This is a genomic window from Mesorhizobium sp. M5C.F.Ca.IN.020.29.1.1 (assembly GCF_003997375.1).
Taxonomy (GTDB): Bacteria; Pseudomonadota; Alphaproteobacteria; order Rhizobiales; family Rhizobiaceae; genus Mesorhizobium; species Mesorhizobium wenxiniae.
The window spans coordinates 1-15481 of record NZ_RZSW01000090.1 but is presented as its reverse complement, the minus strand read 5'-3'; the positions used below and the strand labels follow the sequence as shown (position 1 = coordinate 15481).

Here is a 15481-nt window from a genome sequence, read left to right as displayed (position 1 = left end):
CGACGAAGAATGCTACCATGTAGATGACCGTCGGCGCCGCCAGTGTCGCGTTGGTCCTTGTTCGCATGAGACTCATTCGTCACCCACTTTGGGCGGATAGCGTTAGGCGTAGGCGAGTCCCCTCCGCTTCCAGGGACCATTCGCACCGGCCGTCTACAGGCTCGAAGACGGCACGGATGGTCTCCGCCGGGCAGGGAGCGCTAATCGTTCCCCGCCGTGCCGATCAACAGTGCACCGACTGCTTGCTTAATCTCTCACAGTTGTTCAGGTCCCGGCCCTGCACACAATTTCGCAAAAGGGGGTTTGGTGAAGCTGGATGAAGCACGCTGTGCGCTGATGCGCTTCTCTATCAGCGCTACGACTAGACCCTACAAAAGCGGTTGCAGCGGTAGAAGTTGACTAGGTCGCGCGTTGGGCAAATCTCTTTGCCGCCAACCAAGGCGTTAGGCGAATGGCTTAGCCCGCCACTAGGAGAGGATGCGCTCTTGTCCACTGTGCTTCGCGTGTCGAAACACCGAGCCTGACTACTTACGATGTAGACCGAAACACCCGAAGCTGGCGCCGAGCTTTGCGCCTTTGCACTTGCTATGTGAAGGCGACCGGCTTAACGTTAGATCGATATAATCGCCACGATATTGGATTGCTGGAGAAAGGAATGAGAGGAAGTGCATCGGTAAAACGCGTAGTTTTCTTGGCTTTGTTGACCGGGGTGTCTGCCGCCGTCCTAGCTCATGGGCAAGCTTCGGGCGCACTGATTTCTAACTACTCCGAGCGGCAAGTTGCGCTTTCACAGATAAAGCTGGCCGCCTATGACGCTGCTTGGTCTTACTTGCTTGGCGTCGATGAAAGCAATTCTGAAGAAGTTGGCCAGCTGACGAAACAGACGAGTCATCCACGTGAATATTAGGCGAGCTAGAAAAGCCAACAAGCGAGAACATGTCGGACTGCGACACTAGACGGCCGCGATAGCAACCATCGATCTCCTTACTAATGGCATGCTTTGTACCCAGTGGAGAAAGCGGTCGCGGCCTCGGATCGTCTGGAAAGGCGGCCTCGCCACCCTCTAGAATCTCGCACACCAGGCTGCGATCTGCGGACTTTCGAGGCCTCCGCTCACGTACGAAATAGCCGGCAGCGCTCCTGGATGGTGGTTGCCAGCTTGGCGACGATGACCTGGTCGGCGTCGCTGTTTACTACGGCCGGCGGACAGGGCAACCCCCTTTACCTCCCAGGGTGCGGACGGGCGTCAGGACCTGGTCTGGTGACCGGCGGCCACAGATCAACCGGCACCGAGGCAGGCGATTCGATCATTGCTTACACCCTGCCGCGATACCTTGGCGACGTTTGATCAAGATCCCATTCGGGGCGTGAGCAGGCGGTAGCTCGACTGCCGCTGATCGGCGTCGCCCATCACGATATCGACAGAACGTTAGCACATGTCGGCTTTCTCAGGTCCGAAAGGTCGCCGTAACGCCTCCAGGGCCGCGTTTCAGGTTCTGCTGCGGGGGCGGGGTGCATGCGTTGCGCCAAAAATCCATGAAGGCCGCGGGCGAGACCACGGCCGAATTGCGGGGCAGGTTAGGCCTTGCAAGTCCATGGATCGTTCGGGCACCCTCCGGCGTTATGTTGTCAGCCAAGCGGGTGACTTTCATTAGGGAAGGAGCAAAGCGATGAAAGAAATGGTTCTCGCAGGAATCGTCGCGCTGTCGGCGTCAACATCGCTGGCGCAGACGAGCACTGCCCCCGAGGCTACGGCTCCAGCAGCCGACACTGCTATGCCTGTTGCCCAGCAGGCAGGCGGGCCCGCAAATCTCTGCCAAGAGCTCCTCGCCTTCATGAAGGCGCCTGCCGAAGCGGCTACCCCGACCGCTGCTGCCCCGGCTCAGCAAGCTGGCACATCTACTAGCAGCGCAGCCGCGCCCGCCAAGCCGGAGACCGGAACGGGCTCGGCGCAAAAAATTACGGGGCAATCTGGAGTTGCCAGCGACTCTCCACAACCGAACAAGGAGAAGGTGGCCAGCGGATCGGCCACGAACGCGCCCCAGAAGGAAAGCAGGGCCGCGCCGTTGCCCCCGTCCGATACGTCGAGCACCCCCAAGGATTCCGTGATAGATGTCGCGAAAGCGGAGGAACTGGCCGCCGCCAATGACATTGCACAATGCCAGAAGACCGCGCGGCAAATGAGAGTGGCCGGCGTCGCCATTCCGCCGCCGTTGCTTTCACTGGCGGCGCTCGACCTGCAGTTTCAGCAAAAATCCGGTGAGGTCCCCCAGTCATCCGGATCTGGCAATCCACCTGCGACGGGACAGGATCCAGCGCAGCAGACGCAGACGCCGAAATGAGAGCATGACTGCGACTTTGAGCAGGTGAGAAAGGGAGAAGGCGGGATGGGTATGATCTTGACCGGAATTGTCGTTTCGATCGCAATTGCGCTCGGGGCGGGCTATTTTCTTCTGAGCGCGCAGCAGCAACAGCCAGCATGGCAGGTTTACAGCAGCGAGAGCACTCGCGTGGGCGATCCGGGACACAATCTGGTTGGTCAAAACTGGACGGGCGAGCCGGGCGACAACTCCACCGCAGCCGCGGGCGGGGAGGAGACGCCTTCCTAGCCCTTCGCTCGTTGACGTGGGTTCGAAGGCACCGCCTCGCGCAATGAAAGCCCAACGAGGATGCCAGAAATGCCCGGACCAAGGACCCGCGCATTTCGGTTTTGCGCAGAAGCACTATTCGGCCGCTTCGGCCGCCGAGCGTGGCTGTATTGTATCTTTCGCCTCCTGCCCTTCAACCCAAAGGCTATGATGCTCCTTCGCCCAGTTCAAATCGACCGTGCCCGAACCCATTGCTTCATAGGCGCCTTCCATCCCGAGCGTGCCGATATAAATGTGAGCGATAAGAACAGCGATCAAAATTATGCCCACAGTCGCATGAATATACTGGGCCGTCTGCATGCCGTTTATGTCGGCGAATGCGAACGGAAACAGCATGAATATGCCCGATACCGACATCGCAATTCCGCCCAGGACGACAGCCCAGAAGATGAGCTTCTGGCCGGTATTGAAACGTCCGGCCGGCGGATGCGTCCTGTTGGTTTTGTCGAAAAAGCCGCCGCCGACTCTGAGCCAATGAGCGTCATGGCGATCCGGAAGGTTGTCCCAGGCCCATGTCACCAGCATGACTAATATGCCGAGCATAAACGCCCACGCGACGAAGTCGTGGGCGTATTTCGCCCAAATCGACCAGGTTGAAAATGCATCGGCCCCGATCAGCGGCATCAGCAGACGCTTGCCGAAGATAAAGTTCAGGCCGGTGATGGCTAGGATGATGAACGCCGTGGCAGTCATCCAGTGGGTTAGCCGCTCCAGAGCACCGAAGCGCAAAATCCTTACGCTCGATTCGGGCGCCAGTGTGCGGATGCGGCCCCTGTAGAAATAGAACAGCGCTAGCAGCAGCAAAATGCCGAGTATCGCGATGCCGCCGATCCACGGCAGCCAGCCCTCGTGGAAGCTGCGGTAATCGCGGCCTTGCGGTTGCTCGAGCAAGCCGGCGGCTGTATTGGGCAGGGTGACGCGCCCCTCGATCTTTTGCAGCTCATCAAGAAGCTGCCGTTCGCTCACAGCCTGTGCGGTCGGGTTGCTCCCGGATGGGGCTTGCGCGTAGACAGGCGCTGCGACCAGCAGCGTGAGCGTCATCAACGCTGCGATAGCATGCGGCGTCACTCGACCAAGCCTGATCTCCGGCATTTCTGCGTCCTCCGTGATAGCTCCGTTGCGCGCGGGACGAGCCCGACTGCCTCCTACACGTCGATTGTTTCTCGATAGGCCGTCTGCCAGCCCCAGGCTCCCGAACCATAGCCACGTTGCGTCACACGCTCCTTGTAGATCGCCGCGATGATCTCCCCGTCGCCGGCCAGGAGCGACTTGGTTGAACACATTTCGGCGCAAAGCGGCAGCTTGCCTTCAGCCAGCCGGTTGGCGCCGTACTTGGCATATTCAATTTCGGTGGAATCCTCTTCCGGGCCGGCGGCGCAGAAGGTGCATTTGTCCATCTTGCCGCGCGAACCGAAGTTGCCCACACGAGGATATTGCGGCGCGCCGAACGGGCAGGCGTAGAAGCAATAGCCGCACCCGATGCACAGATCCTTGGAGTGGAGCACCACCGCGTCGGCCGTGGTGTAGAAGCAGTCGACCGGACAGACCGCCGCGCAGGGCGCGTCGGTGCAATGCATGCACGCCATCGAGACGGAGCGTTCGCCGGGCTTGCCGTCATTGATGGTGACAACGCGGCGGCGGTTGATGCCCCAAGGCACGTCGTGCTCGTTCTTGCAGGCGGTGACGCAGGCATTGCACTCAATGCAACGATCAGCGTCGCAAAGGAATTTCATCCGGGCCATTTCTGTTCCTCCCGTTCACGCTGCTACGATTTGGCAGAGCGTGCACTTCGGCTCCTGCATGCCCGTCACCGGGTCGTAGCCGTAGGTGGTGATGCTGTTGGCGCTCTCTCCCAGAACATATGGATCGGAGCCCTGCGGATAGTGAGCCCGCAGATCCTTACCCTGGAACCAGCCGCCGAAGTGGAAGGGCATGAAAGCGACGCCCCGGCCGACGCGCTCCGTGACCAGCGCCTTCACCCGCGCCCTCGAGTTGTTCTCCGCACCATTCACCCAAACCCAGGTTCCATCGCCGATGCCGCGTTCGGCCGCATCGGCCGGGTTGATCTCAACGAACATCTCCTGCTGCAGCTCGGCCAGCCATCTGTTCGACCGCGTTTCCTCGCCCCCGCCTTCATATTCGACGAGCCGGCCGCTGGTCAGGATCAGCGGGAACGTCTTGGCGATGCCCTTTTCCACCGCGGCCTGCTGCACGCTGAACCCTATGTTCGGCAGCCGGAACTGTGTGGCGTCGGGATAGGTCGGATATTTTGCGACCAGGTCCACCTTCGGCGAGTAGATCGGCTCGCGATGGGTCGGCACTGGGTCGGGCAGGTTCCACGCTACTGCGCGAGCTTTGCCGTTGCCGTAGGGATGGCAGCCATGGCTGAGTACGACGCGCTGGATGCCGCCTGACAGGTCTGTCGACCACGAGACCTTGTTGATGTCGTCGCCGATCGTTTCGATCACGGCGAGTTCTTCCGCGGTCAGATCCTTGTCCCAGCCGAGTTTCTTAAGCACGGCCATGGTGAACTCCGGATAGCCGTCGGTGAGTTCCGAGCCTTGCGTGTACGAACCTTCCGCCAGGAGGGTCTTGCCGTTGCGTTCGACGCCGAAGCGGGCGCGGAACGGGCTACCGCCGTCCATGACATGCAGGCCGGTGCTGTAAAGATTGGCCGTACCCGGGTGGCGGATCTCCGGCTTGCCCCAACATGGCCAAGGCAGGCCGTAATAGTCGCCACCGACCTCGGGATCATCCTTCGGAGCCCGCATCGTCACCAGGTCGAACTTGTGCTGGTTCTTCATATGCGCCTTGAGGCGCTCCGGCGATTGACCGCAATAGCCCGTTGACCAGCTCCCGCGGTTCATCTCGCGCAGCACCTCCTCGGGCACCGGCCGGTCTCCCTCGACGGCTATTTTCTTGAACATCTTGTCGGCAAGCCCGAGCTTCTTCGACAAGAGATAGATGACTTGGTAGTCGTCCTTCTGCTCGAAGCTCGGCTTGACGATCTGCTCGCCCCACTGGATGGCCCGATTTGAGGCGACGCGCGAGCCTGACGTCTCGAACTGCGTACAGACAGGCAAGAGATAAGTGTTGTCCTGACGCCCCGCTTCCACCGCCAGTGATGCCCAGGTCGTGGGATGGGGATCGGCGACAACAAGCAACTCCAGGCCTGTCAGGCCCTTCATCGATTCCGGAATACGAGCGATACTGTTGCTGGCGTGGCCCTGAATGAACATAGCACGCATGCTGTCGCGCTGCCCTATCTTGTCCTTGGGCAGCGAGACGGAATCGAACCACCTTGTCAGCGGTATGCCCGGGGTTTCCATGGCTTCCTTCGAGTCGAACTGGCTCAACAGGTCCTCGTAGGGAATCTCCCAGACGCGAGACCAATGCTTCCAGGCGCCTTCCGTCAACCCGTAATAGAAGGGCAGGGTGACCACATCGAGCCCGATATCCGTCGCGCCCTGTACATTGTCATGGCCCCGGAAGATGTTCGCGCCAGTACCCGGCTTGCCGACATTGCCGGTGGCAAGACACAGGATGCAGCTCGCGCGCGTATTGGCGGTACCAACCGTGTGGTGTGTCTGGCCCATGCACCAGATCATCGTCGACGGCTTCTGCGTGGCGAACAGCTCGGCGACGCGCTTCACCTGGTCCCCAGGCACGCCGGTGATCTGCTCCACCTCCTCTGGCGTGTACTTGGCGACTTCCTTGCGGACCTCATCCATCCCGTAGACGCGCTGCGCGATGAATTCCTTGTCCTCCCAGCCGTTCTCGAAGATGTGCCAAAGCATGCCCCACAGCAGCGCTATGTCAGTGCCGGACCGGAACCGGACATACTCGGTCGCATGGGCGGCGGTGCGCGTGAAACGGGGATCGATGACGATCAGATTGGCCTTGTTGAGTTCCTTGCCTTCCAGCAAATGCTGCATCGCTATCGGATGCGCCTCAGCCGGGTTGCCGCCCATGATGATCATGGTCTTTGAATTGCGAATATCGTTGAACGAGTTCGTCATCGCGCCGTAGCCCCAGGTGTTGGCTACGCCGGCGACGGTCGTCGAATGACAGATGCGGGCCTGGTGGTCCTGATTGTTTGTTCCCCACAGGGCCGCGAGCTTGCGGAAGAGATAGGTGCCTTCGTTGGAAAACTTGGCCGACCCCATCCAGTAGACGGATTCCGGGCCGGACTTTTCACGGATCTCGAGCAGTTTGTCGCCAATCCCATTGATCGCGTCGTCCCAGGAGACCCGCTCCCACTGCCCGGCGGTGAGCTTCATCGGGTATTTCAGTCGGCGGTCGCTGTGTACGAGTTCGCGTACGCTTGCTCCCTTGGCGCAATGGGAGCCACGGTTGATCGGGCTGGCCCACGAAGGCTCCTGACCGGTCCAAACCCCGTTCTGGACTTCGGCGGTAACGGTGCAGCCGACCGCGCAATGGGTGCAGACGCTTTTCTTGAGTTCGATGGGCTCGCCCGGCTGCGGCGGACTGATGGCCGCCGCCTTTTGAACGGTGCCGAGCTGGAACGACCCGATTACAGCCATCCCGCCGGCCACGAGACCGGAACGGCGAAGGAAGGTTCGCCGGTCGATGGGAGCGGAGGCGACCGTTCCCATCAGCGTGTGCAATCTTGTGCGGTTCGCCTGACCGCTCTTGCGCTTGGTCAGCATGGCGCTCTCACTTCTTCAACGTCTCATAACCGTTCACACGGTAGAATGCCTTGACGTGCTCGGTCTCGCGGTAGCGGGCCCTCGTCTCCTCCTCGCCGGGAGCATAAGCTTGCGCTTCTCCGGGGCTGAGCGTCACGGCGGCCACGGCGGTCGTGGACGCGCCGCCGAAGGCGCGAAGGAAATTGCGGCGGTTCATTGCCGTCTGTTTCTTTTCCTGCATCTGCCATCCTCCCTATCTGTCGACGCGATCACGTCATGAGCTTCGTCGCGCCTCCATGGCGAAGCCTTCCGCTTCGATGTCGATGAAAATCCGCCCCAACACGCCCACTACCCGGTAAAACCTGGCCGAGGCCGCGTTTTCCAGATCGGCGAAGAAGCGGCTCGCCCAGGGCGCGATGTGACGTTCAAAGAAGTCCCGCTCATCGCCAGCGGGAACCACGAAATGTGTGGCGGCAAAGCCGCTCATGATCTCGAATAGCGTGCCGAGATGATCTTCCGGGTCAAAATGACCGTCGGCGCGTTCAAGGCCGAGGCGCTTCATGTCCCCGCGTAGACGGGCAAGCGGCCGTTCATTGAGAAAGCCCGTCAGGTAGTATGAGGCGTAGGGAAGGAGTTCGCCGCGCCCGACCCCGATGAAGAGCTCGAAATACTCGCGACTGACCGCTGCCGGGGAGGCCGAAGCCGCGGCCTGGCCGAGTGCCGCATGAGCAAGGCCGAGCGGCGTCTCGGTGTCGCCCCGCAAACCGGAAAGCCGCGCCATAAGGTTTGCATCCGGAGCGGCCAGGAGAAGCGTGGCGAGCAGCGCGTACTCATCCGCGCGTGCGCTGTTCACGTCGTCGACGTCAGCATCTCTAACGCCGGGAACCAGAGCGTCAGCTCCGCGCGACGTGCCGGTTGCCTCCTCTAGGCGCAAGTCTGGGTTCATCTACTGACCTCGACCGTGCCCCTCAACGAGTGGGTAAAATAATACTAGTCCCCCGCCCGGCAATTGCAACAGCAACTGTGCCAAAATGGCCACATATCCAGATCAGCGCGGCACGGCGCCGCCATGGCGCCGCTGGCGATTAATCGGGGATGATTCCGCGGCGCCGGCAGCTTCGTCGCGGCCGGCGCCGGTTTCGGCCACGTCGGCCGAAGGGGATGGACGGATTGCCGGCTCGATCGAACTGTCCGGCGTAACAGCCTGCGAAGCATCGGGTGCGTTCGCGTCCTCGTCCGCCAAGACGACGGTGGGCGCAGGCGCCTTCTCCGGTGCCTCCGAAGCCATGGCGGCGCCTGCTGGGTCGGCCGGGTTGCCGCCGCTCAACGTCGACAGGAAATCCACGACAGGTTCGCTGGATTCTTTCAAGGGGCTGAATCCCGCCATGGATCCCGGCCTATTGAAGTCCCAGGCATATTCGGAAGGCCCTATATGATCACGAATTGCCGGATCGAGCGACCACATCCTGCGCAATGCGGCGCGCTTCAACATCTTGGGCACGCCTTTGCGCAGGAAGGCTGAAAGGTCGCTTTCGGCGGTCAAATCCTCAACACGGGGGAGGGGCTCGGCAGGCTCGGCGGCCTCCGGCTCCGCAATTGCTCGTGCAAGCTGCTCCCCAACACCCGCCGGCGCCACAGCTTCGTCAGGCGCAAGCTGATCCTTCTGCGGCTCCGCAGTCGCGCTGTAACGCGCCGCCTGTTTTCGGCGCGACCAGCGGGCGAAGACATTGTCATTTCCCGCGCTCATTCGGCATCATCCATCGTTCCGGAGCGAGGACCGCGCCTCGCCAGGGCATTGCTGTCCGCCCGATCGCGCTTGCGCTTGATGAAGGGACGCTCAACGTGATGCGTCTCGATGAAGGCGGCCACCCATTGCTGAAGCTCGATCGGCATAGGCACGGCCTCGATGATGTCGGGACCAGCCTCTGTCAGCGACTCGCCTTCGAAAGGGTCAGCGGTCACCAGGTGCAGCACAACTCCGGGTGGAGCAGGGCTCGACCGGAGCGCGATCCAGAGGCTAGGCCGCCCCGAACGGAGGTTGTCCCGGTACATGCCCGTGTCGCACCCGAAGAGCTCGAGCTTGAAAGTTCCGGCATAGAAACGCGTCAGGCCGTCGGATTCGTGCAGCACTGACCATGGCGCCGCGCACGGCGCGCCCGCCAGCACGGCCACGGGCACCCAGACATGGTCGACCCACGGGCTGTTCAGAGCCCGTCGCTCGACGATCACCCCGACTTCCGCAGTCTCCCGCATCATGGCACCAAACCTCCTAATTCACCGTCCCCGGGGCGCGAAACGGCAGGCCTGCGATGAGGTTCTGCGGCTTCATGCGGATCGTTCGGTCGGCGGTCATGGCCATTATGAGCCAGACGGGCCTGGCGCCCACTGCCGGCTGAACTTCGCCTGTGTCGGAAAAGCTGAGCCGGAATAGTGCAACGACGCGCTTTGCTGTCTCCGCGTCGAGTTCGCCGCCGGCCCAGAGCGTATTGCCGATGCGGGTCGCTTCGGCGTCGAGGCCGACGAACCAGGCCCAGTCCTCGTCCTCGATCCGCTCCACCGGCTCGATCTCCACGCCCACTGCAACAAGATGGCGAATCCAGATCTCCATTGCGGTCGCAAGGCCGCGCCGGGCCGGACTCCGGGCGCTGCCGAGCTTGAGCACCATATCGAAAGCGTCGCTCCTGGCGAAGTAACTCTCGGGATTCTTATCGTCGAGTATCTCGAGTTCCGTGACAGCTGGACCACCAAGCATGTTGAGGAGCGGCGAGGCATGGCGGTTCTGTTCATGCAGTTCGATTGTTTCGGCATCGGCGAGAAGCACAGCCCCCTCGTGAGACGTCACGCGTTGCGGCCGATAAAACAGCTCGGCGGCTCGCAGAACGCAGGCGTCATGCTGACCGTCCAGCGCATTGCGCAGCACGACCTGGGCAAGCTGGTTCATGAACAGCGGGGGGATATTTTCCGCCGAGCCGCGCGCCAGCGCGAGGTATGCGGCTTCGAGTGAGGGAGCGGCCAGCACATGATCGCGAAAGGCAATCATGAACTGCCAGTTCTCGCGCGCATCCGGATCCTCCAAGGCGGCGATCTCCTCCTTTGCGACCGGCCGGCGCGGATGATGCATCAAAAGTTCGTGATGCAGGCGCAACTCCGCCGGGCAGGCGGATTCGGGGGGGAGAAGCTCTGGCCGGGCAAAATATGCCTTCAGAAAGGAGTCGGTCACGAGCAGGCGCCCGGCCTCATCTCTGTCGAGAAGGTGATGACCGGAGGAAATCCAGAAATCCTTCACTTCTGCCTCCCGGCGAATGCGAAGAGATCGAACTTTTCCGTCGACGCGTCTTCACCCTCGATTTCGACGAAGCGGAATGCCGTTGCCGGCTCCAGCCGGCTCGCCTTACGATGCAGGGTGCGGAACGACTCTCGGATGCGGGCCTGTTCGCTGGTGCGGTTGACCCCAATCAGCGTGTTCGGCGGGTGGTCGCACAGCGATTGCGCGAAGGCGATCTCCTCTTCGGCGGCGACGCGCGCCGTTTCGATGTCCGGCGCACCGCATCGCACCACAAGCTGCTCGGCCAGCCGATCGACGGCTGCCGCGCGGTCAAGCGCGGTCGCGTCCGTGACCACGACGAGGGTGGACCAGCCGAAGCTGTCAATGCCGAGGAACCCGGCGCGGAACGCCTGCCGATCCTTGCCGGAAAGCGTGGCGGTATCGGCGCCGAAGAACAGGAAGGTGCCGGTCACCGCCCATTCGCCTGGTCCTGCAGCGCGCGAATAGACAAACGTGTCCGAAGCATCGAGACGGATCGTTCGCGGCAGCTTCAAATCCATGGCGTTCCCGTCCTCGGATCGAGCCAGGAAGGCCTGGCAAGCGCTTCGGCCAGTCTTTTTCGCTCGCCAAGCCTTTGAGAGGCCATATGGGAAATCAGTAGATCTCCGTTACCGGCAAGCTCTGTATGCTCATCGCCCTTTCGGGGCAGCCGGTCGAGCCAGCGGCTGGCGATCGAACCGAAGCCGGTGTCGCTCCATTCGTGTAATGCGGCCATCAGATGGCGGGAGAAGCTCGCGACGATCTCACCGGCATCGAGCGCAGCGAAGCCTAGTTCGTCAAGCGCGCCAAGCAGCGGACGCAGACCGGGTTCGTCGGCGCGGATGACGGCAGTGCGGATCATGCCTGAGAAGACGAGCCAGTCGGGGATTTCGTGCTCCCGTGCCCCTTCCGGCCAGCCCAGGCGGGCGCCGCCGACGAGAACTCCGTCGACGCGAATAGTGCCTGGCCAGTCGAAGGTGATGGGCCGCGACGGCGGAGCATGGACGGCAAGCGCATCGGCGAGCGCGTTCATGCCTGCATAGATCGCGCGACGCGCTTCCTCCAGGGGCTCCTCAGGCTCAAGCACCACGGCGAATTCGGCCAGATCGTAGCGGCGCACCCAGGCGAGCGTGCCTGCGCCTTCCTCTGCCGCGATCGCGCAGGCATGCGCGAAGGCGTCGCCAGCCTCTCTCAGCGGCACGAGGCTGTAAGGCGGTGGCAGTTGGAGGTCGCTGACAGATGGGCGCATAGTGCCGATCCATATTTTGATGACGGCGACTGTAATGTCTTTATAATACTTCCAAGGAAGAGGCGCTACCGCGTGGGCAAGGAAGATGCCACGGGAGTCGGAATGAGCCTGGCCAAACAACCCACGGTCCTGGTCTGCTCCTGCGAGCGGAGCATGCCGGGCTTCGGCGCCAGCGTCGCCCGCGGATGCCCGGGCGCACGGGTCGAGGCGGGGGACCAGTTCTGTGGCGCGGAGCTCGACCGGGTGCGCAGCGCCCTGAGCAGCGGCGGAGCAGTCACCATCAGCTGCACGCAACAGGCGCCGCTTTTCGGCGAGCTCGCCGAGGAACTCGGTTTCGCAGGCGATCTGGTTTTCGCAAACATTCGCGAGACGGGGGGCTGGTCGCAAGGCGCTGCTGCTGCCGGCCCGAAAGCGGCGGCCCTGCTCGCTATGGCGGCCGAACCCGCTTCGGCGCCCGCGCTCGTTACGCTTTCGAGCAATGGTGTCGTCCTGGTCTATGGCTGCGACTCGACGGCGATCGATGCGGGCCGGCAACTTGCCGAGAAGCTGGACGTCACGGTGTTGCTTAGCCGTCCGGGCGAAATTGCGCCGCACCGGGTCTGGGATTTTCCCGTCATGCAGGGCACGATCCGCAAAGCGCGCGGGCATCTCGGCGCCTTCGAGCTGACGGTCGACGATTTCGCGGCGCCCAATCCATCTTCGCGCGATCGGCTTCGCTTCGGGATATCGCGCGATGGAGCCGTCTCGAACGCCGACATCATCCTTGATCTCTCCGGCGGAGTTCCGCTTTTTCCTGCCCATGAATTGCGCGACGGCTACGTGAAGGCCGATCCCGGCGATCGCGCCTCCGTCGCCACTGCGATCGCAAGGGCTGCCGACTTGGTGGGCGAGTTCGACAAGCCGCGCTTCATCGATTTCTCCGCCGATCTGTGCGCCCATTCGAGATCGCGCATCACCGGCTGCACGCGGTGCCTCGACCTGTGCCCGACAGGGGCGATAACGCCTGCCGGCAACCACGTCGCGATCAATGCGGAAGTATGCGCCGGCTGCGGCAGCTGCGCGGCGGCATGTCCCACGGGTGCTGCCGCCTACGCCGTGCCGGATGCAGAATCGCTGCTTCGGCGGCTGCGGACGCTTCTTTTCACCTATCGGGAGGCGGGCGGCCTCGATGCGGTCGTTCTTTTCCATGACCTCGGCCACGGCGAGCCGCTGATCGACGCACTCGCCCGGTTCGGCGCGGGTCTGCCCGCAAATGTCCTGCCGGTCGCCGTGAACGAGACAACCCAGTTAGGGGTCGAGGCGTGGACCGCGCCAGTCGCTTGGGGCGCTTGCGCTGTAAGGGCTCTGTCGTCGGCCAAGCCCAGGCATGAGCTTACCGGAATTGCCGCAAACATCGCGATCGCCAATCTTTTGAGCCAGTCTCTAGGTTATGGCGCCGAGGTCTGCGGATTGATCGAAGCGGACGATCCCGACATCCTCGCCTTGGCGCTCGACATGATTACCCTAGACGTTGCGTCGCGGCGCCCGGCGGCATTCCTGCCCATCGGCAAGAAGCGCAGCTTGCTGACGAGCACCATGGTCGAGCTCCATCGAGCTGCGCCGACGCCGGTCGACCGCGTGGCGTTGCCTGCTGGAGCTCCGTTCGGCGGCCTGGACGTCAATGTCGACGGCTGCACGCTCTGCCTCTCTTGTGTATCGGCCTGTCCAACGGGGGCGCTTTCCGACAGCGAGCAGCAGCCGGCCTTATATTTTTCCGAGAGCGCCTGCGTGCAGTGCGGCCTTTGCGCCGCGACCTGCCCGGAGAAGGTCATCACCTTGACGCCGCAGGTGGATTTTCAGGCATGGGGCGCTCGCAGCCGGGTCGTGAAGCAAGAGGAGCCGTACAACTGCATCCGCTGCGCGAAGCCGTTCGGCACAAGGAGCACTGTCGAGCGGATCGTCGCCAAGCTCGAAGGCAAACACTGGATGTTTGCAGGCGAGAACGCACGGCGGCTCGACCTTGTACGGATGTGCGACAATTGCCGTGTCGATGCGGCCATGGATGAGGGCTTCGATCCTTATGCCGGCCCTGGTCGCTCGCCGCCGCGAACCACGGAAGACTATCAGCGGCAGCGTAAGGCCTCGAGCGATAAGGCGGTCTGAGCCCTAGGGCCTTCGCGCCGAAATCGATGTGATAGGTGTGCTTGTACATGTCGAAAGCGAGGTTCGGGACACCGCCGGCGATGGTCGTGGTGTGATCGGCGGCCCAGGCATTTACCAGCTTACGGTCCCGCGACGAGTAGGTGAGCAGCACCCAGCCCGAACCGCCGCCCTGCGCCCAGGCCATGGCGGAAAACTCCCCGCGAGCGATCGAAGGATCCGAAATCGCCGCCATAGTTGTTCTTGTAATGGCTGACGATCAGCCTCTCCGACATTCCTTGACCCGCGCCGGCAGGCGCCCACCACAGGTATTCGTGCTCTCACCGCAGCACGCGCCGAGCACTGCCAGCACAACATTCATCTTGGATTTCCACATATACAGGACCGCAAGAGCCACCACGAAAACCAGCAGGCCGGCCGGGAGTGACGGCAGCCGCTGGACGAGCGTGACCGCTAGTTCGACTGTTGTCGCGGCGATCAGTCCGACCACCCAGGCGGCGACTCCTTCGAGGAAGCTGTGCAGCACCCGGTTCTCGACCACTTTCCCCAGGCGGTCATGCAGGAGCAGCGAGAAGCCGAAGGCAGGCAGGAAGATGCGGACAGTCATGGCGACCGCGCTGAGCGGGCCGCCCCCGAAGTAGCCAACGAAGGTACAGAAAATAATAAGGGGAGCGAGGAGGATGCCGGAGAGCGCAAGCCCGTTCAGGAACTGCGCGTCGGTCATCCAGCCGTTGCCTACCGCATCGGTATGAGAAAGTTGTGGTAGACCCGGAAATCCAGCGCGTCGTCGACATTCCCTACCGGTCCGGCGTGACGTGATCCGCCTCTCGGCACACTAGAAAGTTTTAAAGAAATATTGAGATAATTATTATTTGCGTCTTTGGATACCTTTCTCGACGGACTGCGAAGTTCTTTGACTATCGATCGCTTATAATGTAAGCTTATATTTCAAGATCAAGCAGCGATATTGCGCTCGCTTTCGACGACCGAATTGGAACGGCATTGCGAGTGCCACCGTTGCTGTGCTGAAATGACAATTACGAATTTGGTCGGGCGGGACCTTCCGAAGTGCGGCCGGTGCATTTGTCCTCAAAGTGAAGCCGTCATTGCTCGTGGCTTGCGCGGATGAAAATACTCCTGACGTCGATCTCTATAGAGTTCCCCCTTGCGACCTATGGCCTTGCCGCTGAATTGCAGGGTAACAGCCAGCTCCTCGCTTGCCAGGTGGAAATGATCGACCTCGATTGGGCGCGCCTTTCCCACTACGAGCGGAAGAACTCGGAAATCTGGCGTTACCTGGCGAAAATTGACGCCGTGAAGCCCGACATAATCTGCTTCTCGATTTATCTGTGGAACAACCTCGCCTACCGCGAGCTTGCCGCGATTACCCGAAGGCTATTTCCGGTGATCAAAATCGTCGCCGGTGGGCCTGAATTGGCGACGCCTGAGGCGGCGGAGCCTTGGCTTGCCTCCCGCGATGTGGACGTAGTGG

15 protein-coding genes and 2 pseudogenes are annotated in these 15481 nt (G+C 62.0%); 5 read left to right on the top strand and 12 right to left on the bottom strand.

Annotated features, from left to right (window positions below):
- The first annotated feature begins 589 nt into the window (after positions 1–589).
- The 3 genes from EOA85_RS10290 to EOA85_RS10280 all read left to right on the top strand — a co-directional run bounded on the left by EOA85_RS10290 (position 590) and on the right by EOA85_RS10280 (position 2609).
- Positions 590–907 carry a hypothetical protein gene (locus tag EOA85_RS10290; protein ID WP_127209332.1) on the top strand — a complete coding sequence of 106 codons (318 nt, stop codon included), beginning with the start codon at positions 590–592 and terminating at the stop codon, positions 905–907.
- Between the two features lie 763 nt (positions 908–1670).
- Positions 1671–2342, top strand: coding sequence for a hypothetical protein (locus tag EOA85_RS10285; RefSeq protein WP_127209331.1), 672 nt, complete (start codon positions 1671–1673; stop codon positions 2340–2342).
- A gap of 45 nt (positions 2343–2387) precedes the next feature.
- The gene (locus EOA85_RS10280; RefSeq protein ID WP_095518969.1) at positions 2388–2609 is read left to right on the top strand and encodes a hypothetical protein; all 222 of its coding nucleotides are present in this window, start codon (positions 2388–2390) and stop codon (positions 2607–2609) included.
- A gap of 114 nt (positions 2610–2723) precedes the next feature.
- Here the strand turns inward: EOA85_RS10280 and EOA85_RS10275 are convergent, their stop codons facing one another.
- From EOA85_RS10275 to EOA85_RS10230, 10 genes are all read right to left on the bottom strand, one after another.
- Positions 2724–3740 (bottom strand): formate dehydrogenase subunit gamma, encoded by a 1017-nt coding sequence (locus EOA85_RS10275; RefSeq protein ID WP_127209330.1) that lies wholly within the window; start codon positions 3738–3740, stop codon positions 2724–2726.
- A 53-nt stretch (positions 3741–3793) separates the two neighbouring features.
- On the bottom strand, positions 3794–4390 hold the full coding sequence (gene fdh3B / locus EOA85_RS10270; protein WP_127209329.1) for a formate dehydrogenase FDH3 subunit beta: 597 nt from the start codon (positions 4388–4390) through the stop codon (positions 3794–3796).
- Between the two features lie 15 nt (positions 4391–4405).
- Positions 4406–7318: a formate dehydrogenase subunit alpha gene (locus EOA85_RS10265; RefSeq protein ID WP_127209328.1), complete on the bottom strand. Its 2913-nt coding sequence runs from the start codon at positions 7316–7318 to the stop codon at positions 4406–4408.
- A gap of 7 nt (positions 7319–7325) precedes the next feature.
- Entirely contained in the window at positions 7326–7538 is a 213-nt protein-coding gene (locus tag EOA85_RS10260) for a formate dehydrogenase (protein WP_127209327.1), read from the bottom strand.
- Between the two features lie 33 nt (positions 7539–7571).
- Positions 7572–8243 carry a molecular chaperone TorD family protein gene (locus EOA85_RS10255; RefSeq protein WP_164759582.1) on the bottom strand — a complete coding sequence of 224 codons (672 nt, stop codon included), beginning with the start codon at positions 8241–8243 and terminating at the stop codon, positions 7572–7574.
- A gap of 102 nt (positions 8244–8345) precedes the next feature.
- On the bottom strand, positions 8346–9044 hold the full coding sequence (locus EOA85_RS10250; protein ID WP_127209326.1) for a DUF3306 domain-containing protein: 699 nt from the start codon (positions 9042–9044) through the stop codon (positions 8346–8348).
- Positions 9041–9553 carry a DUF3305 domain-containing protein gene (locus EOA85_RS10245; RefSeq protein WP_127209325.1) on the bottom strand — a complete coding sequence of 171 codons (513 nt, stop codon included), beginning with the start codon at positions 9551–9553 and terminating at the stop codon, positions 9041–9043. The genes EOA85_RS10250 and EOA85_RS10245 overlap by 4 nt, the downstream gene beginning before the upstream one ends.
- Positions 9554–9566: 13 nt before the next feature.
- Complete coding sequence (locus EOA85_RS10240; protein ID WP_095518961.1) at positions 9567–10583, bottom strand: DUF6352 family protein; 1017 nt, start codon at positions 10581–10583, stop codon at positions 9567–9569.
- Positions 10580–11122, bottom strand: a complete 543-nt coding sequence (locus EOA85_RS10235; protein WP_127209324.1) for a DUF6505 family protein — start codon at positions 11120–11122, stop codon at positions 10580–10582. The genes EOA85_RS10240 and EOA85_RS10235 overlap by 4 nt, the downstream gene beginning before the upstream one ends.
- On the bottom strand, positions 11113–11850 hold the full coding sequence (locus EOA85_RS10230) for a biotin/lipoate--protein ligase family protein (protein WP_127209323.1): 738 nt from the start codon (positions 11848–11850) through the stop codon (positions 11113–11115). The genes EOA85_RS10235 and EOA85_RS10230 overlap by 10 nt, the downstream gene beginning before the upstream one ends.
- 102 nt (positions 11851–11952) lie before the next feature.
- Between EOA85_RS10230 and EOA85_RS10225 the strand changes: the two genes are divergently transcribed.
- On the top strand, positions 11953–13992 hold the full coding sequence (locus EOA85_RS10225; protein WP_127209322.1) for a 4Fe-4S binding protein: 2040 nt from the start codon (positions 11953–11955) through the stop codon (positions 13990–13992).
- Positions 13993–13999: 7 nt separating this feature from the next.
- On the opposite strand, the pseudogene EOA85_RS10220 reads toward EOA85_RS10225, so the two are convergent.
- Positions 14000–14264 (bottom strand): annotated as a pseudogene (locus EOA85_RS10220) (Fe-Mn family superoxide dismutase); the annotation flags it as partial.
- Entirely contained in the window at positions 14249–14809 is a 561-nt protein-coding gene (locus EOA85_RS10215; RefSeq protein ID WP_127209321.1) for a chromate transporter, read from the bottom strand. The pseudogene EOA85_RS10220 and the gene EOA85_RS10215, both read right to left, overlap by 16 nt.
- A 305-nt stretch (positions 14810–15114) precedes the next feature.
- On the opposite strand from EOA85_RS10215, the pseudogene EOA85_RS10210 reads away from it, so the two are divergent.
- Positions 15115–15481 (top strand): annotated as a pseudogene (locus tag EOA85_RS10210) (cobalamin B12-binding domain-containing protein); the annotation flags it as partial.

Coding starts and splice junctions, on each gene's coding strand:
- EOA85_RS10285 (WP_127209331.1), top strand. CDS start 1,671: ATGAAAGAAATGGTTCTCGCAGGAATCGTCGCGCTGTCGGCGTCAACA.
- EOA85_RS10280 (WP_095518969.1), top strand. CDS start 2,388: ATGGGTATGATCTTGACCGGAATTGTCGTTTCGATCGCAATTGCGCTC.
- EOA85_RS10275 (WP_127209330.1), bottom strand. CDS start 3,740: ATGCCGGAGATCAGGCTTGGTCGAGTGACGCCGCATGCTATCGCAGCG.
- fdh3B (WP_127209329.1), bottom strand. CDS start 4,390: ATGGCCCGGATGAAATTCCTTTGCGACGCTGATCGTTGCATTGAGTGC.
- EOA85_RS10265 (WP_127209328.1), bottom strand. CDS start 7,318: ATGCTGACCAAGCGCAAGAGCGGTCAGGCGAACCGCACAAGATTGCAC.
- EOA85_RS10260 (WP_127209327.1), bottom strand. CDS start 7,538: ATGCAGGAAAAGAAACAGACGGCAATGAACCGCCGCAATTTCCTTCGC.
- EOA85_RS10255 (WP_164759582.1), bottom strand. CDS start 8,243: ATGAACCCAGACTTGCGCCTAGAGGAGGCAACCGGCACGTCGCGCGGA.
- EOA85_RS10250 (WP_127209326.1), bottom strand. CDS start 9,044: ATGAGCGCGGGAAATGACAATGTCTTCGCCCGCTGGTCGCGCCGAAAA.
- EOA85_RS10245 (WP_127209325.1), bottom strand. CDS start 9,553: ATGATGCGGGAGACTGCGGAAGTCGGGGTGATCGTCGAGCGACGGGCT.
- EOA85_RS10235 (WP_127209324.1), bottom strand. CDS start 11,122: ATGGATTTGAAGCTGCCGCGAACGATCCGTCTCGATGCTTCGGACACG.
- EOA85_RS10230 (WP_127209323.1), bottom strand. CDS start 11,850: ATGCGCCCATCTGTCAGCGACCTCCAACTGCCACCGCCTTACAGCCTC.
- EOA85_RS10225 (WP_127209322.1), top strand. CDS start 11,953: ATGAGCCTGGCCAAACAACCCACGGTCCTGGTCTGCTCCTGCGAGCGG.